Source organism: Nonomuraea sp. NPDC050547, assembly GCF_044457345.1.
In the GTDB taxonomy this organism is placed as follows: domain Bacteria; phylum Actinomycetota; class Actinomycetes; order Streptosporangiales; family Streptosporangiaceae; genus Nonomuraea.
Map to the genome: position 1 here is coordinate 1 of NZ_JBITGW010000013.1, position 24,420 is coordinate 24,420.

General features: G+C 71.5%; 25 protein-coding genes and 1 riboswitch. Of the genes, 12 read left to right on the forward strand and 13 right to left on the reverse strand.

Annotation, left to right across the window (positions count from 1 at the left end; translation table 11 throughout):
- Positions 1–27 precede the first annotated feature (27 nt).
- Positions 28–1,266 (reverse strand): glycoside hydrolase family 3 N-terminal domain-containing protein, encoded by a 1,239-nt coding sequence (locus tag ACIBHY_RS30045; protein WP_397308432.1) that lies wholly within the window; start codon positions 1,264–1,266, stop codon positions 28–30.
- 151 nt (positions 1,267–1,417) lie between these two features.
- On the opposite strand from ACIBHY_RS30045, the gene ACIBHY_RS30050 reads away from it, so the two are divergent.
- Positions 1,418–3,046 (forward strand): DUF3089 domain-containing protein, encoded by a 1,629-nt coding sequence (locus ACIBHY_RS30050; protein ID WP_397308433.1) that lies wholly within the window; start codon positions 1,418–1,420, stop codon positions 3,044–3,046.
- Positions 3,047–3,050: 4 nt separating this feature from the next.
- On the opposite strand, the gene ACIBHY_RS30055 is transcribed toward ACIBHY_RS30050, so the two are convergent.
- The 3 genes from ACIBHY_RS30055 to ACIBHY_RS30065 are packed head-to-tail and all read right to left on the reverse strand — an operon-like array spanning position 3,051 to position 7,027.
- The gene (locus tag ACIBHY_RS30055) at positions 3,051–3,929 is read right to left on the reverse strand and encodes an alpha/beta fold hydrolase (protein WP_397308434.1); all 879 of its coding nucleotides are present in this window, start codon (positions 3,927–3,929) and stop codon (positions 3,051–3,053) included.
- A gap of 47 nt (positions 3,930–3,976) precedes the next feature.
- The gene (locus ACIBHY_RS30060; RefSeq protein WP_397308435.1) at positions 3,977–6,013 is read right to left on the reverse strand and encodes a BTAD domain-containing putative transcriptional regulator; all 2,037 of its coding nucleotides are present in this window, start codon (positions 6,011–6,013) and stop codon (positions 3,977–3,979) included.
- 9 nt (positions 6,014–6,022) lie between these two features.
- On the reverse strand, positions 6,023–7,027 hold the full coding sequence (locus ACIBHY_RS30065; protein ID WP_397244553.1) for a rod shape-determining protein: 1,005 nt from the start codon (positions 7,025–7,027) through the stop codon (positions 6,023–6,025).
- A 163-nt stretch (positions 7,028–7,190) separates the two neighbouring features.
- Between ACIBHY_RS30065 and ACIBHY_RS30070 the strand changes: the two genes are divergently transcribed.
- From ACIBHY_RS30070 to ACIBHY_RS30105, 8 genes are all read left to right on the forward strand, one after another.
- Positions 7,191–7,763, forward strand: coding sequence for a CDP-alcohol phosphatidyltransferase family protein (locus ACIBHY_RS30070; protein WP_397308436.1), 573 nt, complete (start codon positions 7,191–7,193; stop codon positions 7,761–7,763).
- Positions 7,760–8,545: a phosphatidate cytidylyltransferase gene (locus ACIBHY_RS30075; protein WP_397308437.1), complete on the forward strand. Its 786-nt coding sequence runs from the start codon at positions 7,760–7,762 to the stop codon at positions 8,543–8,545. The genes ACIBHY_RS30070 and ACIBHY_RS30075 overlap by 4 nt, the downstream gene beginning before the upstream one ends.
- Positions 8,542–9,123, forward strand: a complete 582-nt coding sequence (locus tag ACIBHY_RS30080; protein ID WP_397244544.1) for a lysophospholipid acyltransferase family protein — start codon at positions 8,542–8,544, stop codon at positions 9,121–9,123. The genes ACIBHY_RS30075 and ACIBHY_RS30080 overlap by 4 nt, the downstream gene beginning before the upstream one ends.
- A gap of 6 nt (positions 9,124–9,129) precedes the next feature.
- On the forward strand, positions 9,130–9,918 hold the full coding sequence (locus ACIBHY_RS30085; RefSeq protein WP_397308438.1) for a class I SAM-dependent methyltransferase family protein: 789 nt from the start codon (positions 9,130–9,132) through the stop codon (positions 9,916–9,918).
- Entirely contained in the window at positions 9,903–10,757 is an 855-nt protein-coding gene (locus ACIBHY_RS30090; RefSeq protein WP_397244540.1) for an aldo/keto reductase, read from the forward strand. Before ACIBHY_RS30085 ends, ACIBHY_RS30090 begins: the two co-directional genes overlap by 16 nt.
- Before the next feature lie 72 nt (positions 10,758–10,829).
- Complete coding sequence (locus ACIBHY_RS30095; RefSeq protein WP_184960130.1) at positions 10,830–11,030, forward strand: DUF5302 domain-containing protein; 201 nt, start codon at positions 10,830–10,832, stop codon at positions 11,028–11,030.
- A gap of 164 nt (positions 11,031–11,194) precedes the next feature.
- Positions 11,195–11,332: riboswitch (cyclic di-AMP (ydaO/yuaA leader) on the forward strand.
- Between the two features lie 202 nt (positions 11,333–11,534).
- Positions 11,535–12,356: a hypothetical protein gene (locus ACIBHY_RS30100; protein WP_397308439.1), complete on the forward strand. Its 822-nt coding sequence runs from the start codon at positions 11,535–11,537 to the stop codon at positions 12,354–12,356.
- A 25-nt stretch (positions 12,357–12,381) separates the two neighbouring features.
- On the forward strand, positions 12,382–13,245 hold the full coding sequence (locus ACIBHY_RS30105) for an alpha/beta fold hydrolase (protein ID WP_397244536.1): 864 nt from the start codon (positions 12,382–12,384) through the stop codon (positions 13,243–13,245).
- A gap of 44 nt (positions 13,246–13,289) precedes the next feature.
- Here ACIBHY_RS30105 and ACIBHY_RS30110 read toward each other — a convergent pair whose 3' ends face one another.
- The 5 genes from ACIBHY_RS30110 to ACIBHY_RS30130 form a co-directional block, all read right to left on the reverse strand.
- On the reverse strand, positions 13,290–13,661 hold the full coding sequence (locus ACIBHY_RS30110; RefSeq protein ID WP_184960524.1) for a hypothetical protein: 372 nt from the start codon (positions 13,659–13,661) through the stop codon (positions 13,290–13,292).
- Between the two features lie 20 nt (positions 13,662–13,681).
- Positions 13,682–14,056, reverse strand: coding sequence for a roadblock/LC7 domain-containing protein (locus ACIBHY_RS30115; RefSeq protein WP_397244534.1), 375 nt, complete (start codon positions 14,054–14,056; stop codon positions 13,682–13,684).
- A gap of 59 nt (positions 14,057–14,115) precedes the next feature.
- Positions 14,116–14,814, reverse strand: a complete 699-nt coding sequence (locus tag ACIBHY_RS30120; RefSeq protein ID WP_397308440.1) for a hypothetical protein — start codon at positions 14,812–14,814, stop codon at positions 14,116–14,118.
- 4 nt (positions 14,815–14,818) lie between these two features.
- Positions 14,819–15,187 (reverse strand): roadblock/LC7 domain-containing protein, encoded by a 369-nt coding sequence (locus tag ACIBHY_RS30125; protein ID WP_397244530.1) that lies wholly within the window; start codon positions 15,185–15,187, stop codon positions 14,819–14,821.
- Between the two features lie 136 nt (positions 15,188–15,323).
- On the reverse strand, positions 15,324–16,532 hold the full coding sequence (locus ACIBHY_RS30130; RefSeq protein ID WP_379610413.1) for a DUF4032 domain-containing protein: 1,209 nt from the start codon (positions 16,530–16,532) through the stop codon (positions 15,324–15,326).
- Between the two features lie 23 nt (positions 16,533–16,555).
- On the opposite strand from ACIBHY_RS30130, the gene ACIBHY_RS30135 reads away from it, so the two are divergent.
- A complete protein-coding gene (locus ACIBHY_RS30135; protein WP_397244528.1) occupies positions 16,556–18,127 on the forward strand; it encodes a DUF885 domain-containing protein in 1,572 nt (523 codons plus the stop codon).
- A gap of 239 nt (positions 18,128–18,366) precedes the next feature.
- Here ACIBHY_RS30135 and ACIBHY_RS30140 read toward each other — a convergent pair whose 3' ends face one another.
- Genes ACIBHY_RS30140 through ACIBHY_RS30150 form a run of 3 tightly spaced genes read right to left on the reverse strand, consistent with a single transcriptional unit; the run spans position 18,367 to position 20,552 of the window.
- On the reverse strand, positions 18,367–19,014 hold the full coding sequence (locus ACIBHY_RS30140) for a class II aldolase/adducin family protein (protein ID WP_397308441.1): 648 nt from the start codon (positions 19,012–19,014) through the stop codon (positions 18,367–18,369).
- A 24-nt stretch (positions 19,015–19,038) separates the two neighbouring features.
- Entirely contained in the window at positions 19,039–19,920 is an 882-nt protein-coding gene (locus tag ACIBHY_RS30145; RefSeq protein ID WP_397244523.1) for a Clp protease N-terminal domain-containing protein, read from the reverse strand.
- Between the two features lie 38 nt (positions 19,921–19,958).
- Positions 19,959–20,552, reverse strand: coding sequence for a TetR/AcrR family transcriptional regulator (locus tag ACIBHY_RS30150; protein ID WP_397308442.1), 594 nt, complete (start codon positions 20,550–20,552; stop codon positions 19,959–19,961).
- A 49-nt stretch (positions 20,553–20,601) separates the two neighbouring features.
- On the opposite strand from ACIBHY_RS30150, the gene ACIBHY_RS30155 reads away from it, so the two are divergent.
- Both ACIBHY_RS30155 and ACIBHY_RS30160 read left to right on the forward strand, forming a co-directional pair.
- Positions 20,602–21,546 (forward strand): carbohydrate kinase family protein, encoded by a 945-nt coding sequence (locus tag ACIBHY_RS30155; protein WP_397308443.1) that lies wholly within the window; start codon positions 20,602–20,604, stop codon positions 21,544–21,546.
- A 515-nt stretch (positions 21,547–22,061) separates the two neighbouring features.
- Positions 22,062–23,225, forward strand: coding sequence for an aminotransferase class III-fold pyridoxal phosphate-dependent enzyme (locus tag ACIBHY_RS30160; RefSeq protein WP_397308444.1), 1,164 nt, complete (start codon positions 22,062–22,064; stop codon positions 23,223–23,225).
- Between the two features lie 679 nt (positions 23,226–23,904).
- Here the strand turns inward: ACIBHY_RS30160 and ACIBHY_RS30165 are convergent.
- Positions 23,905–24,387: a hypothetical protein gene (locus ACIBHY_RS30165; RefSeq protein WP_397308445.1), complete on the reverse strand. Its 483-nt coding sequence runs from the start codon at positions 24,385–24,387 to the stop codon at positions 23,905–23,907.
- Between the last annotated feature and the right edge of the window lie 33 nt (positions 24,388–24,420).

Genomic DNA, 24,420 nt, shown 5'->3' on the forward strand with positions numbered 1-24,420 from the left:
TGCGTGATGCTCCTGTGGAGTTGGTTGTTAGCCCACCCCGTGGACGGGGGGCGCCAACCCGTGGCCTCCGACGGGGGGGGGGGCGCGCGCCGCGACGGCCCGCGCCTCCTCCTCCAGCTCGGGTGAACGGCCGGCGTCGCCCAGCCGGTATCCGGGCGCGTACTCCAGCTCCCGCCCGGCCAGCGCGCGCATCTCGGTGAGCACGTCGTCCAGCCGCGTGGGCACGATGTGGGAGCTGCCCGCCCCCTGATATCGGGGGGTACGCGCGAGTTCGCCCACCACCGCCACCGAATCCTGGAACCCCAGAGGCAGCACGCCGTCGTTCTTCAGCAACACGGCACACTGACCGGCCACCTCGCGCGCCAGCCGGTGGTGTGCGCCGGCGTCGAACGTCCCCTCGCCGGGCTGGGCCCGCGCGACCAGCGCCAGGACGCGGGCGGCGGAGGCGTCAAGCAACTCCTGGTCGAGCGCGCCGGCCTCGACCGCCTTGACCACCGACGCGTCGGAGGCGCGGCCGGAGGTCGGCATCTCCAGGTCCAGGCCCGCCCAGAGCGCCGCCACCCGGTCGTCGACCGCGCCCCAGTCGGACACGACGACGCCACGGAAGCCCCACTCCTCGCGCAGCACCTCGGTCAGCAGCCACGGATGTTCGGAGGCGTACACGCCGTTGACCCGGTTGTACGCGCTCATCACCATCCACGGCTTCGCGACGGTGACGACGTGCTGGAAGGCGGGGAGGTAGATCTCGCGAAGGGTGCGTTCGTCGACCTCGGCGCTGACGCGCATGCGGTCGGTCTCCTGGTTGTTGGCCGCGAAGTGCTTGACGGCGGCGCCGACGCCTTGCGACTGGATGCCGAGGACGAGCGCGGCGCCGAGCACGCCGGACAGGCGCGGGTCCTCGGAGAAGTACTCGAAGTTGCGGCCGCACAGCGGGGAGCGCTTGATGTTGACGCCGGGACCGAGCAGCACCTGCACGTCCATCGCACGCGACTCCCGGCCGAGCGCCTCGCCCACCCTGCGCACGAGGTCCGGGTCCCAGGAGGAGCCGAGCGCCACGGCGGGCGGGAAGCAGGTGGCGGGCGTACTGTGCCCGACTCCCAGATGGTCGCCGTCGTCCGGCTGGCGGCGTACGCCGTGCGGCCCGTCGCTGAGCGTGATCGACGGTATCCCGGCCCGCTCGATGGCCTGGGTACGCCAGAGCGACTCGCCGGAGGTGAGCGCGGCTCGCTCGGCGAGGGTGAGCCGGTCGAGAGGGTTGTCTGTCATGCGTTTCCTTTCGCGGTCAGGGCGCGCAGTACGGCGAGGCTAACAAAAACTACCGATCAATTGGTAGGCATTCGCCGAGGCCGTTGACGGGGTGATTCACTGGCCCTACGGTGAGGCTACCAATCAGTCGGTAGGTTTTTTGGAGCAGCGCATGCGCAGACGCACCGCCGTACTGTCCGCCGCCTGCCTGATCACGGCAGCGTGCTTAACCGCGACCACCCCGGCCGCCGCCCACACCACCCCACCCCCAACCACCACCCAAGCGTCATCCGATCAGACCGGGACCGCCCTCACCCTGTCCGGCCAGCACAGCCCAACCACGAACGGCACGCCTGTGAACGGGACGCCCTTGAGGGGCACGCCGGTGAAGGGCAAGGCCACGGACGGACCGTCAGAGGACGGCCGAGCTACGAGCGGCACGCCTGTGAACGGGATTCCCGCGGAGGGGACGTCCGGGGATCGGAAGTCCGCGGACGGACCGGGGCAGCCAGAGGGCGGGACGCCCGCGGGCGGCTCGCCTGGGGACGGCGAGGCTGCGGAGGGCCTGGCGGCGGAAGAGGCGGCCAAGGATTTGCTGACCGGTCCGCTGGCCCAGCCCGTCTGGTTGTGCCGTCCCGGCAAGACGGCCAACCCCTGTGGCCAGGACGCCGCCGGCAACCCCATGGACCCCGTGATCACCGGCAGGTACCCGGACGGCCACCAGGTCGGCCTGGACGCCACCGTCATCCGCCCCGACGGCACCACGACGAACGAACCGCTGCCCCCACCCCAGTCCCCGAAGGTGGACTGCTTCTACGCCTACCCCACCGTCAACCTGCTGGCCAACCCGCTCCTGCTGCTCGGCGGCAATCCGCCGGTCGCCAGGGAGAGCGAGGCCGCCGTCACGCTGACGCAGATGGGCCGCTTGACGAGCAACTGCCGGGTGTTCGTGCCGCTCTACCGCCAGGTCGCTCTCACCGGCTACCTGCTGGGCGCCATCATCCCGCCGCACTTCGAGACCGCGTACCAGGACCTGAAGCAGGCCTTCCGCCAGTACTGGGACACCGACAACATCGACCCGGCCACCGGCAAGCGGCGCGGCGTCATCCTGCTCGGCCACTCGCAGGGCGCCTTCCATCTGGCCCGCCTGCTGCAGGAGGAGTTCGACGGCAACGCGGCCAACACGAAGAGCCTGGTCGCCGCCTACATCGTCGGCGCCGAGGTCAGGGTGCCGGTCGACGCGCCGTCCGGGGGCGGCTCGGACCCGGTCTCGACGTTCCAGCACCTGCCGGCGTGTGAACGGCCGAGCGGCCAGGCCCCCGTGCCGGTCGGCTGTGTGGTGGCGTTCAACTCGGCCGATCTGCAGCCCGGCCACGAGGAGACGGTCGCCTTCGGCCGCGCGCCGGACCCGGCGCACCGCGTCCTGTGCGTGAACCCGGCCGCAGTCCTGGCCGGCGGACCCGCGGACGCGACCACCCCCATGCGCCCCTACATGCCGACCAAGAAGCTCCTCAGGGGGAACCTGCTGGCACCGGCCGGTTCGCTCAGCCTGCTGCTCAACTTCACGCCGACCGCGCATCCGACGGGCTTCGCGGCGTACGCGGACCTGGCCACGGGAAGGTGCGCACGCACCGACACCAGCAAGGGCAGGCTCGACTGGCTGCAGGTGGACGGGCTGGACGGCATCCGCTCCTCCAACTCGGCCCTGGGCCTGCACGTCCTCGACTACAACGTCGACGGCGGCGGCCTGGCCGCACTCGCCGCGGCCCAGGCAGCGGCCTGGACCGCGAGCGCCGAATAGCACCTCACCCACGGGACAACAGGTCGCGGAGGGCCTTGAGCACCAGCTCAGGGTCCTCCTCGGCGACGAAATGCCCGCTGGTGATCGTGCGATGCTCGAGATCCGGCGCCCAGGCGCCCCAGAGTGCGACGGCGTCGTAAGGCAGCACGGCACCCCAGTCCTGCTGCAGTACGGTCACCGGCATGCCCAGCCGCCGCCCCGCCGCCCGATCGGCCAGATCATGCTCACGGTCGACGCCGGCGCTGGCCCGGTAGTCGGCCACGATCGAGGTCACCGCCTCCCGCGAGGCCCGCAGATACTCCGCCCGCACGCCGGCCGGGATCGCCTCGGCCCGGAGTACCCACGTGTCGAGGAAGTGCCCGAAGAACTCGTCGGACGCCGCGGCGATCAGCCGTTCCGGCAACCCGGGCGGTTGCGCCATCAGGTACAGGTGGAACCCGACCGCGGCCGCCACCCCGTTCATGACCTCCCACATGTCGGCGGTGGGCAGCATGTCGATCGGCGCCAGATGGGTGATCGCGTCCGGATGGTCCAGCCCGGCCCGGAAGGCGACGAGCCCGCCCCGGTCATGTCCGGCCAGCGCGAACCGTTCGTGCCCGAGCGCACGGGCCAGCTCGACGACGTCCTGTGCCATGCGCCGCTTGGAGTAGGTCTGCCCGTCGAGGTCGGCCGGCTTGTCGCTGGCGCCGTACCCGCGCAGGTCGGGGACGATCACCTGATGGCCGGCGGCGAGGGCGGGGGCGACGTGCCGCCAGATGAGGTGGGTCTGCGGGAAGCCGTGCAGGAGCACGATCGGCGAGCCGGAGCCGCCGACGGCCACGTTGAGCGAGACGTCCCCGTCGACGGGGACGCGCTGGTAGGTGAATCCTTCGATACCGGTCATGGGGAACAGCCTGGAGCGCGGGTGTTGAAGAACGATGGAATCCGTCTTCAACGCCCGAGCGCGGCGAGTGCGGCCTCCAGGGCGGCTTTGCCGTGGACGACCTGGTGCGTTCCGGCCTCCCACAGGCCGAGGGCGAGCAGGCCGCGGGCGTAGGCGATCCTGGGGTCGGCGGGGGAGAAGGGGTCGGCGGGCGGCGGGTCGAGCGCCCCGACCAGGGCCAGCGCGCGGGCCACCACGAGCGTGCTGCCCACCGTCAGCTCGGGGTCGGGCGCGCCGCGGTGACGCCGGTCCATGGCGGCCAGGCACGACGCCTCCTCCAGCAGAAGGTCACGGGCGCCGGGATCGGTCATGGCACGTTCCGCCGCGCCGGTGACGGCCGCCAGCCAGCTCGCCTGCACGGTGGCGAGCGCCGCGCGCCGCTCCGTCTCGGGCGTGCGGGCGAGCGCGAAGTCCCGCAGCAGGTCGTGGTAGCGGTAGCGACCGGCCGCGGCCGACTCCAGCAGGCTGAGGTCCACGAGTTCCTCGCAGGTCCGCTCGGCCTCCCGCGCGTCGCGGCCGAGCACCGCCGCCGCCAGCTCCACGGTCAGTTCAGCGCTGTCGGGTACGGCCAGCCGCCGAAACCCCCTGGCCAGTTCTTCCCCAAGCTGGTCATAACTCAGCGCGAACGACGCCTCCACCCCCAGATCCCCCACCCGCAGCTCACCCAGCCGCTGCTCGGACAGCCGGGCCAGCAGGTCATCGACGCTCCACCGGGGCCGCGCCGCAAGCCGCGCTCCGGCCACCCGCACCGCCAGCGGCAGGTACCCGCACGCTGCCACCACCTGCGCGGCCGTCCGCCCGGAGGGAACCCGGGCCACCGCGGTGAACAGGGCGACGGCCTCGCGCTCGGGCAGCACGTCGAGGTACACGTGCCGGGCCCCGATGAGGTCGGACAGCCGGGCGCGGCTGGTGACCAGCGCCCCGCTGCCCGGCCCTGACGGCAGCAGCGGCCGGATCTGGGCCGCGGAGGCCGCGTTGTCCAGCAGGAACAGCACCCGCCTGTCCGCGGTGAGCGTGCGCAGCAGGGCGGCCCGCGCTTCCTGGCCGGGCGGGACGCGCCCGGCGCCGAGGGCGTCGAGGAAACGTTCGAGCACCAGGGCGGGGTCGGCCGGGTCCGCTCCGGCGCCGCGCAGGTCCACGTGGAGCTGGCCGTCGGGGTACCGCTCCCTGACTCGGTGCGCGACGTGGACGGCCAGCGCCGTCTTCCCGACGCCGCCGAGCCCGGAGATCGCCACCACGCCGGTCCGCAGAAGCTCCTCGACTGCCTTCACGGCCTCCCGCCGCCCGGTGAAATCGGGAATGTCCCCCGGCAACTGGGCAGGGATCGGGCCCGCCGTACCGGCAAAGGGCGGGCCGGCGGGAAGCGAGCCCGTGATGACCTGCCGGTAGACGTCGGCGAGCTCGGACGACGGCTCGACTCCCAGCTCCTCGTCCAGGACGCGGCGCGCCTCGGTGAAGACCCCGATCGCCTCCGACTGCCGCCCGGCCCGGTACAGCGCCCGCATCAGCAGGGCGCGCACGCTCTCCCGCAACGGGTACGCGGCCACCAGCGCGCCCAGCTCGCCGGTCACCTCCACCCCGGCCTCCAGGTCGGCGGCCAGCCGCCGCTCCAGCACGGCCAGCCGCTCCTCCTCCAGCGCGGCCCGCCTGGCCTCGGCGTAGGGGCCGGGCAGGTCGGCCAGCGGTTCACCCCGCCACAGGGCCAGCGCCTCGGGCAGCCGCCCGGCGTCCCGCAGCCGCTCGAACTCCGCCAGATCGGTCGAGACGCGGACGAGCCGGTAACCGGATCCGACGGACACCAGCGACTCGCGGCCGAGCACGCCGCGCAGCCGGGAGGCGTAGGTCCGCAGGACGTTGCGGGCGGTGGCGGGCGGGTCGTCGGCCCAGAGCACGTCGATCAGCTGGTCACGGCCGAGTGTGCGGCCCTCGGCCAGGACCAGGGCGGCCAGCAGCAGCCGCTGCTTGGGCGAGCCCAGGTCGAGCTCGACCGGCCCGCGCCGCGCGCGGACCGGGCCGAGCAGGCCGAGGTGCAGCGTGTCGTCCATCCTTCGACCCTACGGGTGCATCAGCGCGTCCTTGCTGATCCGGCCGATGTCGTCCACGCAGCGGCCGAGGCCGAGCGCGACCGTCTCGACCGGGCGCTCGGCCCGCTGGACCGGCACCTCCAGTTCGAGCCGCAGCCGTCGCGCCAGTCCGCGCATGAGCGCGCCGCCGCCGGTCAACACCGCGCCCCGGTCGGCGACGTCGGCGGCCAGGTCGGGGGAGCAGCGCTCGATGACCTCGCGGGCGGCCCGTACGATCATGCTGACGGTCTGCCGGGTGGCCTCGTACACCTGCCCGGCGGAGATCGCCACGATGCCGGCCCGGCCGGAGCGGTCGACGCCCCGCACGCTCGCCGTCCGGGTCACGGGCCGCCAGGCCGAGCCGATGCCGCGCTTGGCCACCTCGGCGGACTGCTCGGTGATGTCGAGGCCGTGGTCGTGCTTGACCTGGGCGACGATGGCCCGGTTGACGTCGGCGCCGCCGGACTGGACGGTGGCGGCGTGCACGACGCTGGCGCACGAGACGACGGCGATCCTGGTGGTGTCGCGGCCGATGTCGATGATCATGTTCCCGGCGGCCTCCCTCACCGGCAGGCCGGCGCCCAGCGCGGCGGCCAGGCCGTGGTGGACGAGGTAGACGCGCCGGGCCTCGGCCTGGAAGGCCAGGTCGCGCAGGGCGTTGCCGGCGAAGCCCGTGCTGTCGGCGGGCAGCGCGATGACCATGCGCGGACGGGAGAACGGATGGCCGTGCACCTTGCGCAGGAAGTGCCGGATCATGCGCGTGGTCAGGTCCACGTCGGCGGGGACGCCGCCGACGACGGGCCGGATCGCGACGGGGTCGGGGCCGGTGCCCGGCGGGGTGTCCGCGCCGTAGCCGATCACCTTGCCGGTGGTGGCGCAGCGGACGACGAGTGAGGGTTCGTTGATGACGATGCCGCGCTTCCTGGCGTAGATCTGGGTGCTGGCTGCTCCGAGGTCCAGCGCCAGATCCTGGCCCAGGATGCGCATGGGGTTCATATCGCACCAATCGGTCGGCGGGTCATGTTGAGCCTCATATCCGGCGAAGTTCCACCACAACCTCAAGAACGTTCGATCCTTTGACGGGTTGAGTAGGGCTACTCACCTCATATGCGCTTAAAGCCCCATGTGTCGGACCCTCTCCAGGTCAGAACCTGGTCACATGAACGGCCTCTACGCACTCAAGCCCTGGTACGCCGCCCGGCTGGGTGGCGTGCGCACCCTCCTGGTCGCCCGCGAGGTACCCCCGTGGGCCATCACGGCCGCCGGGGTCGCCTTCGCGGCCGCGGCGGGAGCCGTATTGGCGACCGCTCCCGCGGGGCCGCTCGCCGCGCTCGCCGTCGCGCTGCTCCTGGCCGCCCGGCTGGCCTGCGCCAACCTCGACGGCGGCGTCGCCCGCGAGAGCGGGCGCGCCACCCGGTTCGGCGCCGTCGTCAACGAGCTGGGCGACCGCCTCGCCGAACTGGCCGTGCTCGCCGGCTGCCTCGTCCTGGCCCCGCCCGCGCTGGTGGCGAGCGCGGCGCTGGCGGCCACCCTGCCGTCGTGGGTCGCCCTGGCCGGTGCCGCCGCGGGGGCGCGGCGCGCGCAGGGCGGCCCTGTGGGCAAGACCGAGCGCTGCGTGCTGCTGGTCGCCTTCGCCCTCACGGGCTGGGCGCCGTGGCTGATCGTGCTCGCCGCCGGCTCGGCGATCACCGCCCTGGTACGGCTGGCGCGCATCGGAAAGGAACTGGCGTGATACTCGAGACCGCTCCCTTCCTGGCCGGCGCGCTCGGCGCCAGCGGCGTGGCCGTGTGGATCTCGCACCGGCGCGAGCTCGTCCAGCGCTGGCTGACCTGGGCCGTGGCCGCCCCGGTGGTGACGCTGGCGCTGCTGGCCGGTCCGGCCGGCGCGGCGGCGCTGGCCGCGGCGCTCGGCATCGTGTGCGCCGCCGAGTACGCCCGGCTGGTCCGGTTGCGCCCGCCGGAGGCCCTGATCCTGGCCGGCGCCGCCGCCGTGCTGCCGTTCCTGCCCTCGCCGCTCGCCGCGGGCCCGTTGCTGCTGCTGGCGCTCGTCCTCGTCCCGGTGCTCGGCGGCGACGCCGAGGACGGCGGCAGGCGGGCCGCGTACTCGGTCTTCGGACTGCTCTGGATCGCGCCGCTGAGCGCCCTGGTCACGCTCGCTCCGGCGACCGCGTTCGCCCTCGTCCTGGCCGTCGCGCTCGCCGACGTCTGCGCCTGGTGCGGCGGCAGGCTCCTGGGCGGGCCCGCGCTGTCGCCGCTGTCCCCGGCCAAGACCTGGGGCGGGGTGGTCGGCGGCGCCGTGGGCGGCCTGACCGTCCTGTTCCTGCTGGGCGAGCTCACCCCGGTCACCGCGCTGGCGGTGGCAGCCGGGGCGCCGCTCGGCGACCTGCTGGAGTCGATGCTCAAGCGGGGCGCCGGGGTCAAGGACGCGGGCACCTGGCTGCCCGGCTTCGGCGGCCTGCTGGACCGCGTGGACTCGCTGCTCGTGGCGCTGGCGGTCGTGGTGGTGCTGCCGTGAGGCTCGGGGCCGCGATGCGGCGGCGGCTGTGGCGTACCGCCTTCGCCTGCAGCGGCGGCCTGGCCGTCGAGGGCCCGGTGCCGGGCGGGCCGTGCGTCGTGGTCGCCAACCACTGCTCTCACGCCGACACCGCCGCCCTGCTGGCCGCGCTGCCCGCGCGGCTGCGCCCGTCGGTGGCGGCCGCCGCCGACTACTGGTTCGCCAATCGGGCGCGGGCGCTGGTCTGCCGGACGCTGGTCTCCGGCTTCCCGGTACGGCGGGGCGGTGGCGGCTCCAGGGACCTGGCGGCAGCCGTACGACTGCTGGACCAAGGCCGGGTCCTGGTCGTCTACCCGGAGGGCACCCGCTCGCGCGACGGCCGCGTCGGCGACTTCCACGGCGGCGCGGCGCGGCTGGCCGAGGCGGCCGGTGTCCCGATCGTCCCGGTCCTGCTGGAGGGGACCGGCCGGGTGCTGCCGGTGCACGGCCGCCTGAGCCGCGCCCCGGTGACGGTCCGCTTCCTGCCGCCCGTGTCCGACCTGGAGACGGCACACCACCTCATGCGCTCCCGACAGCTCCCGACAACTCCCGAAGGGTGAAATTTCATGAAGTGGGCACTTATGCGGCTCCTGATGCGCACCGTCGGCCGGACCAGCCGCGGCATCCGCATCGGCTACCGCCACGGCTTCGACAGCGGCACCATGCTCGACTACGTCTACGTCAACAAGGCCCACGGCCGGCCCCTCGACCGGATCTACCTGAACTCGGTCGGCTGGCGGGCCATCCGCGCCCGCCGCGATCTGCTCAAGGAGGTCATCAGGGACGAGGTCTCGGCCAGGGCGGGCCGCGCGCTGATCCTCGACGTGGCCGCCGGGCCCGGCCGCTACCTGCAGGACGTCGCCAGGGAGCAGCCCGAGGCCGAGGTGGTCTGCCGTGACCTGGCCGCCGACGGCCTGCGCCTGGGAAGGGAACTGGCCAAGGAACGCGGTCTGGCGAACATCCGCTACGAGCGCGGCGACGCCTTCGACCCCGAGCCGCTGGACCGGCCGGCCGACATCATCGTGGTCAGCGGACTGTACGAGCTGATCCTGGACGACGAGACGATCAGGAAGTCCCTGGCCAGGCTGCGCGACCTGCTCGCCCACGACGGCGTGCTGATCTTCACCACGCAGACCCGCCACCCGCAGCTGGAGTTCATCGCCAACGTGCTGCCCAACCGCGACGGGCGGCTGTGGGTGATGAAGTGCCGCTCGGCCGAGCAGCTGCACACCTGGGCCGTCGAGGCCGGGTACGCCGACGTCGTCAGCAGGCGGGAGAAGGTCGGCCTGTTCACGGTGACCACGGCGACTCAGCGGCCGAAATGTATGACCATGGACGCATGCAGACACGACTGATCGGTCAGATGAGTGTCAGTGCCATCGGGCTCGGCGCGATGCCGATGTCGGTGGAGGGCCACATGCCCGACGAGGAGCAGTCGATCAGGACCATCCACGCGGCCCTGGACGCCGGGATCACGCTGATCGACACCGCCGACGCCTACACGCCGACGGAGGCCGAGGTCGGGCACAACGAGCGCATCGTGGCCAAGGCGCTGGCGAGCTGGGGCGGCGACAAGGACGCGGTGCTGGTGGCCACCAAGGGCGGGCACACCCGGCCGCGCGGGCGCTGGGACGTGGACGGCCGGCCCGAGTACCTCAAGCGGGCCTGCGACCGCTCGCTCAAGGCGCTGGGCGTCGAGTCGATCGGGCTTTACCAGCATCACCGGCCCGACCCGGCGGTGCCGTACGAGGAGTCGATCGGCACGCTCGTGGACCTGCTCGACGCCGGGAAGATCCGGATGGCCGGGATCTCCAACGCGAACCCGGCCCAGATCAGGCAGGCCAACGAGATCCTCGGCGGGCGGCTGGTGAGCGTGCAGAACCAGTACTCGCCGAGCTTCCGCAGCAGCGAGCCGGAGGTGGACGTCTGTGAGGAGATCGGCGTGGCGTTCCTGCCGTGGGAGCCGCTGGGCGGCATGAACCACGTCGGCCGCCTCGGCCGCCGCCACGCCGCCTTCGGGGAGGTCGCGGCCGAGCGCGGGGTCTCCCCGCAGCGGGTCTGCCTGGCGTGGGAGCTGGCCAGGAGCCCGGTGGTGATCCCGATTCCCGGCTCAAGCCGCCCGGCGACGATCCTCGACTCGCTGGCCGCCGCCGACCTGGAGCTCACCGAGGAGGAGCTGGCCAGGCTGGGCTGACGCGGTGCCCGGTTTCGCGTCAGGTCGGCCGTCGTGCGAAGCTGTTGTGGTCCCCAACACCAGGAGGTCCTCATGGCGGAAACACCGGAGCCGGAAGTCAGCGAAACTCCCGAGGACGAGATGAAGCGCAAGTTCCGGGAGGCCCTGGAGCGTAAGCGCAATCAGCACTCCGACTCGGGTGCGGGTGGCAGGGGCACGGATCAGTCAAAGATCCACGGCGCACACGGCCCTGCTGCCAGCAAGCGTTCGTTCCGGCGCAAGAGCGGCGGCTGAGTCGGCGTTCTGAGGGGGTACGGCTTGGCCGTACCCCCCTTTTTCTTGACCTTCTTAGGTAGATCTTCGCCCGTTTCATGGCGATTGTTTTGCTTTTGCCGTCTTTGGCACTTACAGTCCTAAGCGTTACCAGCTGGCGACCCGACCCTTCACCAGGAAGAGGCGGCCGGCTGGCGCCGAATCCCGTACCCGCGGGAACCGGGGAACCAATGTTCCTTGGGGTGAATCCGACGTACGCGTCGGTAGGGCATCTCCACGCCCGAACCCGTCAGCTAACCCGGTAGGCGCGATGGAGAGGACTGATCTTTTCATGCACCACCGCGATGAACCCCCATTCCGCGTAGTTTCACCCGCCGCCTACTGAGCGGCCCCTTCCCCAGGCTTTCCCCCCGCGCTTTCGCGTAGCGTCCGTTCGGCTTTGTGCCCGGCTACGCCGCTTTGACGAGCGCATTTCCCCTGTCCCCGCACAAAGGACTTCTCTTCTTCATGTCTTCCCGCTTTGGCATGCGTTCTTTCACCATGCTCGCCTCCGTCGCCGTCATCGGCGCGGTCACCCTCAGCACCGGCGCAACCGCACACGCGGATGACTTCTCCGAGAAGAAGCCCCTTCTCAAGGGCTCCACCACCGCCTCCTACTACTGGGACGACGCCTCCGGCCGCAACGGCGACACCGGTCTTCCCGCCTCCGGCAAGCCCATGCAGAAGGGCCTGGCCGCCAGCCCGAGCTGGCCCCTCCTGACCGAGGGCTACGTCATCTACAAGGGCAAGAAGGAGCCGTTCTTCGTCGGCGACCGCGGCCCCGGGGTCCCGTCGAACAGGGGCATCATGCTCGACCTCGACGCCAAGACCTTCGCCTCGCTGACCGGCGGCAAGTTCAACTCCAGCTCGCTGAGCGTCGACGGCGTCGGCGGCCAGGGACACATCAAGATCGAATACGTCATCACCAAGTGGGGCCCCGGCGTGGGCAAGAAGAACCACCCCGTCGCCTTCTCCACCGGCGCCTGGTCCCGCAAGGACGCCCGGCCGGCCACGCCCCCGGTCGTGACCGCGGAGGAGAAGACCGAGAAGAAGGACGAGGAGAGGCCCGAGACCCCGGCCGCTCCCGCCCAGGTCGCCGAGAAGGCTCCCGCGCAGGCCCCTGAGAAGGCCCCTGTGAAGGCTTCAGCGCAGGACAAGGCGCCGCAGGCCGAGCTGGCCGCGGCGGTCACCACCCGCGAGACCGAGTCGAACGGCGTGGGCGGGCTCGCCCTCATCAGCGCTCTGGCCCTCCTGAGCGGCGGCATGTTCCTGGCCCGCGGCCGCATCCGCAAGGCGTTCGACCGCTGACCTCTTTACTCACGAGGAACAGAATGTGATTCTGTTCCTCATGGGTCAGCGCGCCGCCGTCAATGGCATCGAGATCGTCTACGACAGCTTCGGCTCGCCACAAGCACGGCCGCTGCTGCTCATCATGGGGCTCGGCGCCCAGCTCATCCACTGGGACGAGGAGTTCTGCGAGCTCCTCGCCGAGCAGGGCCACCACGTCGTCCGGTTCGACAACCGCGACGCCGGTGAATCCACGCATCTTCACGAGGCGGGCGTTCCGGAATTCGGATCGCCCGCTTCGCCGTACCTGCTGGCGGACATGGCGCGGGACGCGGCCGGGCTGATCGACGCGCTCGGCTGGCCCGCCGCGCACGTCGTCGGCGCGTCCATGGGCGGCATGGTCGCGCAGCAACTCGCACTCGACCATCCCGGGCGGGTGCGCACGCTGACCTCGATCATGTCCACGCCCGGACCGCAGGTCGCGCCGCCCACGCCGGAAGCCGGCGCGGCCCTGATGTCGCCCCCGCCGCCCGACCGCGCGGCCGCGATCGCGCTGGCCCAGCGGACCTGGGCGGTGATCGGCTCGCCCGGATACGACCTGGACACCGAGCGGATCGCCCTGCTGGCGGGGCTCGCCTATGACCGGGCGCACGACCCGGCGGGGACGGCCCGTCAATTGGCCGCCATTCTGGCCTCCGGTGACCGGACCGAAAGGCTGGCCCGGCTGGCCGTACCCACGCTTGTCCTGCACGGAGAGGACGACGCGCTCATTCCGGTCGCCGGCGGCCACGCAACCGCTGCGGCAATTCCGCGCTCAAGACTGGTCACGTTCCCCGGAATGGGGCACGATCTGCCCAAGCCACTCTGGTCGCGGTTCGTGGAAGAGATCACGAAACACACGGCCGGGTGACCCGCGTCGCGCGGCCGTTCCCCCACGGCGGCCGCGCGACGCCCTCAGACCTCCAGCTTCTCCTCCACGTTGCGCAGGTGGTGGCGGGCCATCGCCAGGTTGGCCCGGCCGCGGTCGAGCGCCAGGTAGAGGAACAGGCCCTTGCCGCCGCGCCCGGCCATCGGCCGGATGATGTGGTACTGGGTGCCGAGCGTGATGAGGATGTCCTCGATGGCGTCCTTGAGGCCGAGCGAGTCCATCGTGCGCATCTTCGCCTTGACCACCTCGGTGTTGCCCGCCGCCGCGACCTGCAGGTCGAGGTCCTTGGAGCCGCCGAGGGTGCCCAGCGCCATGCCGCTGCCGTGATCGACCACCGCCGCGCCGACGGCGCCGTCGATGGCCATCATCTCCTTGAGGGAGACGTCCATGCCGGCCATGCGTACCTCCTTGTGTGTGTTCACCGCTGTCGCGATGCGATGGCGGCCAGCGCGGCCGCCGTCTTGCGCCCCTCCAGCCGCAGCAGGCCGAGATTGGCGCCCGGCTCGGCCACGACGGTGAGAACGATGGTGGGTCCCGCGGCGTAAAGGGCGGCGAACCCGGCGCTGGCCGACACCAGCGTCTCCTGCAGCACACCCTTTCCCGCGAGGTCGGCCATGCGCCGGCTGAGCGCCAGCACCGCCGCCGAGAGCGCGGCGGTCTGGTCGCACCGGTCGCCGGGCAGGTCGCCGGCGATCGGCAGCCCGTCCACGGTGCAGGCGACGCTGCCGCTGACCTCGGGCACGCGCTCGCGCAGCCTGGACATCTCGCTGAGCACCCGCTCGCAGAGTTCCACGGAGGGTCTCCTTCCGTTCCGTCGCAGGGCGCGTAGGCGCAGGCTCGTCGCGGAGATCCTCACGCCAGCTCCTCCAGCGCCCTCTTCACCGCGGCCAGGACATTCGGGTCGCTCTGCGGGAGAGCCGGCGGCACGGCCCGATCCAGCGCCCGCCCGCGCCGGCGCGGCATCAGCGGCGCGACCAGGAGCCCCGCGGCGGCCAGGCGGCGGACCGCGAGCAGCACCGAGTAGGCGGGCTGCCCCAGCCGGTCGGCGAGCTCGGCCGGCGTCGCCACCCGGTCGGCACCGAGCAGGATCTCCCACTCCAGCGCGCTCACGGTCGCCCGATGTCCGGGCAGCCGCGCGGCCGGGGTCACCGGGACGTCGTCCAGCTCGGCCGAGGACCAGATCTGCGCCAACTGGGCTCTCCTTCGCGCGCATTCGCCGACCAGCCAGGCGAGCTCGAACTCCAGCCGGGTGTCCGGCCGCGGGCACTCTCCCGGCCGGAACTTCGGCCGCGCCGCCGGGAGCTCGGCCGGCAGCAGGAAGTAGGCGGCGTCCAGCACCGCGCCGGCCACGCAGAACTCCAGCTCGGCCCTGCTGTAGGCGCCCGCCCCGCCGCGCGCGGTCAGCAGCCGCTCGACCGACGGCGTGCGCGGGCACTCCAGGTGGGCGATCCGCCCTTCGCGCAGGTACGCCTTGCCGGCCGGCGGCACGTTGAGCGAACCGGTGGCGCGTTCCCTGGCCAGACCGGTGAGCAGCGTATGGACGGCGGCCACGACGTCAGCCCCGCAGCCGGCCGCTGATCGAGCTGAGCTGGTGGCGGGCCAGCGCCAGGTTGGCGCGGCCGAGGTCGAGCCGCACGTAGATCACCAGCGGGCCGTCGAAGGGCATCTCCACCGGATGGAGCAGGTGGTAGCCGTCGTCGGCGACGACGATCAGGTCGTCGATGCGGACCGTTCCACGGTGGGTGGCGCCGGCGAGGGCGTCCATGGTGACGCGCAGCGTCTCGCCGAGCGCGGGCGCCGACCGCTCGGCCTCGCCGCGCCCGCCGGAGGCCATCACGGTTCCGCTGAGGTGATCCATCACCAGCGCGTCGAGGACGCCCGGGATGTCCATCACGCTGAGGAGGCAGTCGTCAAGTGCGAGCACTGACGCAGCGTAGAGCCGGACGGCCATCCCGCCCCGGGCCGCGGGGAAGGGCTTTGCTCCCCAGCGGAAGATATCCCCACCAGGTGGCATATATAGCCCCCACCAGGCACAATGCCCGGCTACAAACGAAATTTCCTCACATTGTGGGCTCGTCGGGCAGCAGGGCCTTCTCATCCGGCTTGTGGACCAGCACCTCGTCGATGTACGACTTCACCGCCGCGCTCAGCCCCACATCGCTGCCCGCCGCCTCCGACAGGTACCACCGGTGGTCGAGCACCTCGTGGAACACCTGCGCCGTGTCGAGCTTGCGGCGCAGGTCGGCCGGGATCGCCTCTATCGTCGGCTGGAAGGCCTCGGCGAGCCACCGGTGCGCCACGATCGCCTCGTCCTCGTGCCGCAGGCCCTTGGCGACGCGGAAGCCGTCCAGGTCGTTGAGCAGCCTGCGGGCCTGGTTCTCCTCCACGTCCAGGCCGGTCAGGCGGAGCAGGCGTCGCTGGTGGTGTCCCGCGTCGACCACCTTGGGCCGCACGATCAGCCGCCCGGTGCCGACCTTGCGGCGCACCATCATCTCGGCCACGTCGAAACCGAGCAGGTTGAGCCGCCGGATACGCTGCTCGACCTTGTGCCAGTCGACCTCTTCGATGATCTCGTCCTGGGTGATCTCGCTCCACAGCCGGTGGTAGCGGGTGACGATGTCCTCGGCCGTCTCCATCGGATCGATCGACGGGTGCAGCAGGCCACCGGTCTCCAGGTCGAGCATCTCGCCGAAGATGTTGACGTGCGCGGTCTCGATGTCGGCCAGCCGCTGGCCCTCGCTGATCATCGGGTGCATCTCGCCGGTCTCGGCGTCCACCAGGTACGCGGCGAACGCGCCCGCGTCCCGGCGGAAGAGTGTGTTCGACAGCGAGCAGTCGCCCCAGTAGAAGCCGTTGAGATGCAGGCGCACCAGCAGCACGGCCAGCGCGTCGAGCAGCCTGGTCAGCGTGTCGGGGCGCAGCGTGCCGGACATCACCGCCCGGTAGGGCAGCGAGAACTGCAGGTGCCGGGTGATCAGCGCGGCGTCCAGGCCCTCGTCGCGGCCGGTGACGTAGGCGACCGGCTCCACCGACGGGGCATCCAGCCTGGCCAGGTCCCAGAGCAGCTGGTACTCGCGCTTGGCGTACCTCTCGCTGATCTCCTTGATCGCGTAGACCTTGCCGGACAGGCGGGCGAAGCGGACCACGTGCCGCGAGATGCCGCGGGGCAGGTCGACCAGATGGTGCTGCGGCCACTCGGCGAGAGGGGTCTCCCAGGGCAGCCGGATCAGGTCGGGGTCACCCAGCGCGCCGGTGATCTGTAGGGGCATTTCATCAGGATATGGTGCGATCCGTGGACGAGTTTCTCTCCTGGTACTTCACCAACCACCCCATCCTCGCCAACCACCTCGGCGCCGACGGATACGACCACACGCTCGGCGACTTCTCCGCCGCCGGGCTGATCGCCGTCGAAGACGAAGAGCGCCGCTGGATCACCCGCCTGTCCGAGCTGGAGCCCCCGACCCTCGACGACGCGATCGATCGCGACCTCGTCCTGTCGCAGCTGCGCGGCTCCGTCGCCATGGCGCAGTGGCCGGCGTGGCGGCGCGACCCCGCGTTCTACGTGGCCCTCGTGTTCACCTCCCTGAACACGCCGTTCCAGCAGAAGCTCAAGCCCGAGCACGAACTGGTCGCCGCCGCCATCTCGCGGCTGGCCGAGATCCCCGGCGTCCTGGCCGACTGCCGCGCCAACCTCGACCCCACGATCGCCGCGCCGCTGCTCATCCAGCGCGGACTCGGCCAGGCCCGCACCGGCCGCCGCTTCCTCACCTCCACGCTCCCGTCGCTGGTCGACGACCCCGACCTGCGCGCCAAGCTGGCCGCCGCGGCCGAACCCGCCGCCGACGCCTTCGACCAGCTCGTCACCTTCCTCGACGGCTTCGAGTGCGGCGGCACCTGGCGTATGGGCGAACAGCTCTACACCGTCCTCCTGCGCGAGCGCGAGCTCCTCGGGTACGGCGCCGCCGACCTCCACACCAAGGGCGAACACGAGTGGGCCGCCCTCGACACCCGCATGCGCGAGGTGGCCCAGCGCGTCAACGGCACCGAAGACTGGCGCGCCGCCATGGAATCCCTCATGGACGACCACCCGCCCACCCTCGAAGCCATGCGCGCCGAATACGAGGCCGAGACCCAGCGGGCCCGCGAATTCGTCCGCGACCGCGACCTCGTCACCTTCCCCGAAGGGGAGGAGTGCAAGGTGCTGCCCTCGGCCGAGTACACGCGCCCCATCCTCGCGGTGGCCCACTACCTCGCCCCGCCGCCCCTCAGCACCTCCCGCACCGGCATCTTCTACGTGCCCTACACCCCCGACGACTTCACCGACGAGCAGATACGGCAGCGCCTGCGCACCAACGCCCGCGCCCAGATGCCGTCGATCGCGGTCCACGAGGCTTACCCGGGACACCACTGGCACCTGTCGCACATCGCCGAGAGCCGCCGGACGGTCAGGAAGGTGTTCCGCACGCCGTACTTCACCGAGGGGTGGGCCCTGTACGTCGAGAAGATGCTGCACGAGCAGGGCTACTTCGACACGCCCGCCACCGAACTGGCCCACCTGGACTGCCGCATCTTCCGCGCCGCCCGCATTGTCGTGGACACGGCGCTGCACTGCGGGGACATGACGATCGAACAGGCCGAGACCTTCATGGCCACGCGGGCGTCGTTGTCGCCGGGGACGGCGCAGGGGGAGGTCAACCGGTACTGCGCCTGGCCCACGCAGGCGCCTTCGTACCTGACGGGCGCCATCGAGATCGACCGCATCCGGGAGTCCTACCCGGGCACCCTCAAGTCGTTCCACGACCGCCTGGCCGGCTCCGGCGGCCTCCCCCTCGGCCTGGCCGAAAAGGCCCTGACCCACCCCTGACCCCCGAGCCCCCAACCCCGCAGACCCGGGCTCCCACCCCTCCGGACCGCTGCCCTCCGGGAGCCCCGGAGCCCCGGTCCCGCTCCTCCGGCCGCCCTTCCGGCCCGAGCCCACGCCTCCCGGGGCCTTCGGGCTCTTGGGTTGTGGCCCTTCGCGTCTCCTGGTCCCGTCCGCGGGCTTCCCTTCCGGTGTTCTCCCCAAGCTCTGGCTACCGGGGGACCCCGGACCACGAAGGGTGGTCAGGGGGTGCGGCGGGGGAAGGTGGGTGGGTTGAAGGAGCGGTCGATCACCGCGGCCAGCTGGTCCTCGGTCAGCACCGTAGGCTTCCCGATCGACAACCCACGCACGTACACCTCACACAACCACTCAAGCAGCCGACCAGCCTCGAACGCCTGCTCCACCGTGCCGCCGATCGTCACCCCGCCATGGTTGGCCAGCAACGCCGCCTGCTTGCCCTCCATGGCCAGCCTGACGTTCGCCGCCAGCTCGGGCGTCCCATACGTGGCGTACTCGGCCACCCGCACCACCCCGCCCAGCATGAGCGCGTTGTAATGCACCGGAGGCAGTTCGGTCATCGTGGTGGCCACCACCGTCCCGAACACCGAGTGCGTGTGCACGATGGCCCGCGCCGACGTGGTGGCGTAGACGGCGAGGTGCATCGGGGTCTCGGACGACGGCTGGAGGTCGCCCTCCACCAGGTACCCGTCCATGTCGACGACCGGGCACGCCTCCGCGGTCAGCCGGTCGAGCTGGACCCCGGACGGTGTCACCGCGACGAGGTCGCCTTCCCTGGCGCTCAGGTTCCCGGATGAGCCGATGACCAGGCCCTGGTCGACGGCGCGCCGGCCGTACTCGCACATCTGTTGTCTGAGATCGGCCAGCAGCATGCCGGACAATCTACCGCGAACCGGTCAGGGGATCAGGCGGCGGCCGGGCGCGGTCGCCGCGCCGTGGGCGGTGTGGATGATCTCCGTGGCGAACCCGACGCATTCGCCGCAGATCCGCACGCCCGGCCCGTTGACCATCGCCCGCCCTGGATCCACGCAGCCGCAGAACGAGCAGGCCGAAACGTCCCGCTTGCCGAGCTTCCGTCCGCGTCGTCCGGGCCGGGGAGGGGGCGGGATGAGGTCGTTGAGCTCCTTCTTGATCCGCGCGGGGTCGACGCCGAGATCGTCCAGGACGCGCCGCGCCGACGAACCGGGGTCCATGGCCAGGATCCACAGCAGGTGCTGGGTGCGGGTCAGGTTCTGCCCCCTGCTCGCGGCTAGGCGGCGGGCGCGCATCACGTTGTCGTACGCCTCGCCGTCCCCCACCACGCCCCCACGCGGCGCGAGCAGCCGCGCGGCCGATTCGCGGATCCCTTCCCTGGTCACCCCCACCCGGTCGAGCACACTCGCGGCGACCCCCACCTCCAGCAGCCCGAGCAGCAGATGCTGGGTGCCGGGCACGCTTCCCTCCGCGTCCGCGAGGGCCTGCGCGACCTCGACGCACACCGACAGCCGCGGCGCGACCGGCGCCGGTTCGGCCGCGGGCCCGCCGCTCACCTCCAGCCTCGGCGCGAACCGCTGGCGAGCGGCCTGCTTGCTGATGCCGAGCCGTTCGCCGATGTCGGTCCAGGAGAGCCCGGCGGTGCGGGCGGCGTCGACGTAGTGGTCGACCATGCCATCGGCGGCGGCGCCCGCCAGCGCCGCGTAGGCGATGGCGGCTTCGAGCTGTGCCAGAGGCTCCGGCGAGGCGGCCCGCTCGGCCACCGCCTCGATCATGGCCTGAGTGTTCAGCGCGTGGCTGTCCATGCCGACAACGTTAAGTTGTCGACGCCCATTCGACAACCCTAACTTGTCGCGAGTCCGTCGATCGCCACCCTCATGAGCCGTTCAAGGTCCGCATCCCGCAGCCGGCCGGGATACAGCAGCAGATGCACACTCAACCCGTCGACCAGGGCGAGCAGATGCTCGGTGGCATCGTCAAGGTCCGTCTCCGCGCGTACCTCTCCCGCCGCCCGAGCCTCGACCAGCAGTCCGTGTACGGCGGCGCGCAACTCACCCGCCTCCTCCCGCTGCACCTCGGCCAGTTCTTCCGACGCCAGACTCCGGCTCCAGAAGCTGACCTCCAGCCGGGTCTCCTCGGTGCGCTCCGCGTCGAGCGGAAGGTTGTCCAGCAACACCTCCCGCAAGGCCGCGAGCCCGCCGAGCTCGCCGACCTTGGCGGTCAGCCGCTCCCGGATCCGCCGATGCGACTCCCGCAACGCCGACAGCAGGATCTCGTCCTTGTCGGCGAAGTAATGGGACAGAACACCATTGGAGAGCCCCGCCTCCTTGGCGATGGCGCGGGTGGTGGCCGCGTCGATGCCATCCCGCACGATGACCCTGCTGGCGGCGGTCAGCACGTCGCGCCGGCGCTCGTCGTGGTCCACGATCTTCGGCATGCGGGCATTGTATTGACTTTTTAGTCGGACGTCTGTCTACTAACGCGGTATGACGGTCGTCACAGTCGGCGTGCACATCGTCGACATCCTCACCCGCCCCGTGGAACACATCCCCCCGGGCCAGGACACCGTGCTCGTCGACCAGATCCGCCTCACCGCCGCGGGCGCCGCCGCCGGCACTGCCGTGGACTTGGCCAAACTCGGCAACCAGGTGATCTCCCTTGGCGCCATAGGCGACGACGAGCTCGGCGACTTCCTCCTCATGGTCATGGGCCGGCACGGCGTGAACGTCTCCCACATCCGCCGCCGCCCCGGCGAACAGACCGCCGCCTCCATCCTCCCCATCCGCCCCGACGGCGGCCGTCCCAGCTTCCACGTCCCCGGCGCCAACCTCTCGGTCACCCCCGCCGACGTGGACCCCGACATCCTGCGTACGGCCAAGGCCGTCCACCTGGGCGGCGTAGACGTGACCTTCGGCCTGGGCGACCCCGCGTTCTTCGCTCTCCTGGACACACTGCGCGCCGCCGGAACCATCATCACCATGGACCTCCTCTCGGAGATGCCCGACCTCCTGGCCATGGCAAAGGCGTTCCTCCCGCACGTCGACTACGTCCTCCCGAACGAGTCCCAGGCCCTCCTCATGACCGGCGCCCCAACCCTGGAAGAGGCCGCCGCAGCCCTGCTGGCCGAGGGCCCGAAGGCCGTCCTGATCACCATGGGCGAGAAGGGCAGCCGCATCCACACCACCCCCGTGGCCGGAGGCCCGGTGACCGTCGACGTGGTACCAGCCCTGAAAACCGAGGTCAGCGACACAACCGGCTGCGGCGACGCGTACTGCGCCGGCTTCATCACCGGCCTCCTGCACGGCCAGACCGTCCTGACCGCCGCCCACTGGGGCACAGCCGCCGCCGCCCGCGTCGCAACCGGCCTGGGCTCCGACGCCGGCATCACCGACCTCCCCTCCACCTTGACCCTCCTAACCACCCCGACCTAACACCCCCACCCCACCCCAACCACTCACCCCACCCCAACCACTCACCCCACCCCAACCACTCACCCCACCCCAACCACCCGCCCCACCCCCATGCACCACCTCACCCACCACCCGTCCACGCCACCGCTACCCGTCGCCCCGACCACCCCGCCGGACCATCCCGGCGACGCCACCTCGACCCGCCACTGTCCGCTCCTGTGGCCCACGACCGCACTGCCTACCCCCACTTGCCGCCCCAGGCAGCTGGCCCGATCAGCCCACCTCGACCCGCCACCACAACCCCACAGTTCGCCCCACGGCCGGGACGCGCCACCCGGCAGATGCCGCCCGAGAGGTGCGCCACCCGAGGAGCGCGGCATCCAGGACGCGCGAGACCCGAGACGTGCGGTACCCAGGTCGTGCGGTACCCGGGACGTGTGGCTTGGAGGGGTGACTCCTGGGGGGCGACGCCGGAAGGAATTGAGATGACAGATAGCGAACTTCGTCAGCGCGCTAACAAGGTTGTGCCGGGCGGGATGTATGGGCATCTCAACGCTGCCATCTTCGCGCCGGGCTACCCGCAGTTCTTTGAGCGCGGGGATGGGTGTCGGCAGTGGGATGTGGACGGGCGGGAGTACATCGACTTCATGTGCAGTTGGGGGCCGGTGGTGCTTGGGCATCGGCATCCCGAGGTGGAGGAGGCGGCGGCCGCTCAGCTGGCCAAGGGGGACTGTCTCAACGGGCCGGGCGCGGTCATGGTCGAGCTGGCGGAGTTGCTGGTCGACACCGTGCCCAGCGCTGATTGGGCGATGTTCTCCAAGAACGGCACCGATGCCACTACTCAGGCGTTGATGGTGGCCAGGGCGGCCACGGGGCGGAACAAGGTGCTGATGGCCCATGGCGCCTACCACGGGGCCGATCCCTGGTGTACGCCGTCGCCGGCCGGGACCACGCCCAATGAGCGGGCCGATCTCGTGGAGTTCGCCTACAACTCGCTGGCCAGTCTGGAGGAGGCCGCGGCCACGGTTGAGGGGGATGTGGCGGCGATCATCGTGACGCCGTTCAAGCACGACTCGTTCGAGGATCAGGAGCTCGTGGAGCCGGAGTTCGCGCGGGGTGCGCGGGCGCTGGCCGATCGGCTCGGGGCCGCGCTGGTGATCGACGACGTTCGGGCGGGGTTCCGGATCGATCTGCGCGGGTCTTGGGAGCCGTACGGCGTGCGGCCCGACCTGACCGCCTGGTCCAAGGCGATGGCCAACGGCTATCCGATCGCCGCGGTCACCGGCACGGACGCACTGCGCGGGCCGGCGCAGACCCTGTACTCGACCGGCTCCTTCTGGTTCTCCGCCGTGGCCATGGCCGCCGCCAAGGCCACGATCGAGACCCTGCGCGACACGAACGGCATCGCCGCCATGGAGAAGGCCGGCACCCAACTGCGTGAAGGCCTGTACGCGCAGGCCAAGTCCCACGGGTTCACGGTGAAGCAGACGGGGCCGGTGACGATTCCCTGGTTGAGCTTCGAGGGTGACGCCGATCTGTCGGTGGCCATGCATTGGAGTTCGGCGTGCTTGCGGCATGGGGTGTACATCCATCCGTGGCACAACTGGTTCATGTCCGCCGCCCACACGGAGGCCGACGTGGCCCGCGCCCTGGAAGGCACCGACGCCGCCTTCGCCGAAACCCGCGCTCACCTCGGCTGACACCGGCGAACGACCAGGCGACGCCTCCCCTCGCGCGGGGGCCGCCTCAGGGCATCGGGACCCGCGCCCAGGGAGGCCCGTGATGGAGCGGTCCCTGGGCGATCCGTGCTGCCAGGCAGTGCAATGCCTCGGTGTGCGGGTGTGCGGGTGTGCGGGTGTGCGGGTGTGCGGGTGTGCGGGTGTGCGGGTGTGCGGGTGTGCGGGTGTTGACCGCGCAGAGTGTTGAGCGCGGCGAGAATGTCGGTGGATGCGCGGACTTGATGTCAGTGCTTCTGCGGGTGGCGCGGATTTGATGTCAGTGGCTTGTGCCATCCGCAGTGCCAACCACGAAGTCGTTGTCGGCCTCGCCGTACAGCACCTGCTGGATGTGCGCCTCGCTGGTGCGTGTCGGCCGGCGCCACCAGGGCGGTTCGGCGAAGGGGCTGTCGGGCTCGGCGAGGTGGTCGCCTCGGGTGAGGCGCAGGCTGTACTGGACGTCGGCGGAGGCCTCCGCCTTGGTGGGGACGCCCTTGTCGCGGACGAGTCCGCGCAGCCTCAGCTCGCGTTCGAGTTCGAGGTGGCGGCCCCGGAAGTCGGTGTACTCCGGGGAGCGGCCGCACCAGATGACCGACAGCAGCAGGGTCGCCTCGGTTTCAGTGAGGGGCTGGTGGTAGTCGGCGGCGCTGTGGATGGCTTGCTGCTAGGCGCGGCTGAGCAGATCCAAGCGGGGGCGCAGGGTGTAGGTCTCGGGCGGGATGCGTTCGATCGCGTAGGGTCCGGCGAGTTCGGGGTGCGCTTGGGCGTGGTCGAGGGCGGTGTAGACGCGCTGCAGGTCCCACTGCAGCGCGGTGGCGACGTCGTCGAGTAGGAGCGGGACGGCGGCGTGCGCGAGCGCGGCGAGCAGAGCCTGGGCGTCGTTGGCCGGGTCGCCGCTCTGCTGGCGGGGCATGTGCGGTTCGAGGTCGCGCGGGTGGTCCAGGACGGAGTCGAGGTCGCGGATGAGGTCGGCCGGGTGGATGTCCAGGCGGCGGGCCAGTTCGATGAGCGTCTTGACGGGGAGCTGGTCGAGGTATTCGAGCTGCATCGTGTGCAGCAGGTGGGGGTGGACGCCGAGTAGGTCGCCCAGTTCCCAGATGGTGAGCGCGCCTGTGTGGAGGCGGACTTGGAACAGGTGGTGGTCCACGTTCGTCGCTCCTTCACCGTCGTCTGCTGATCG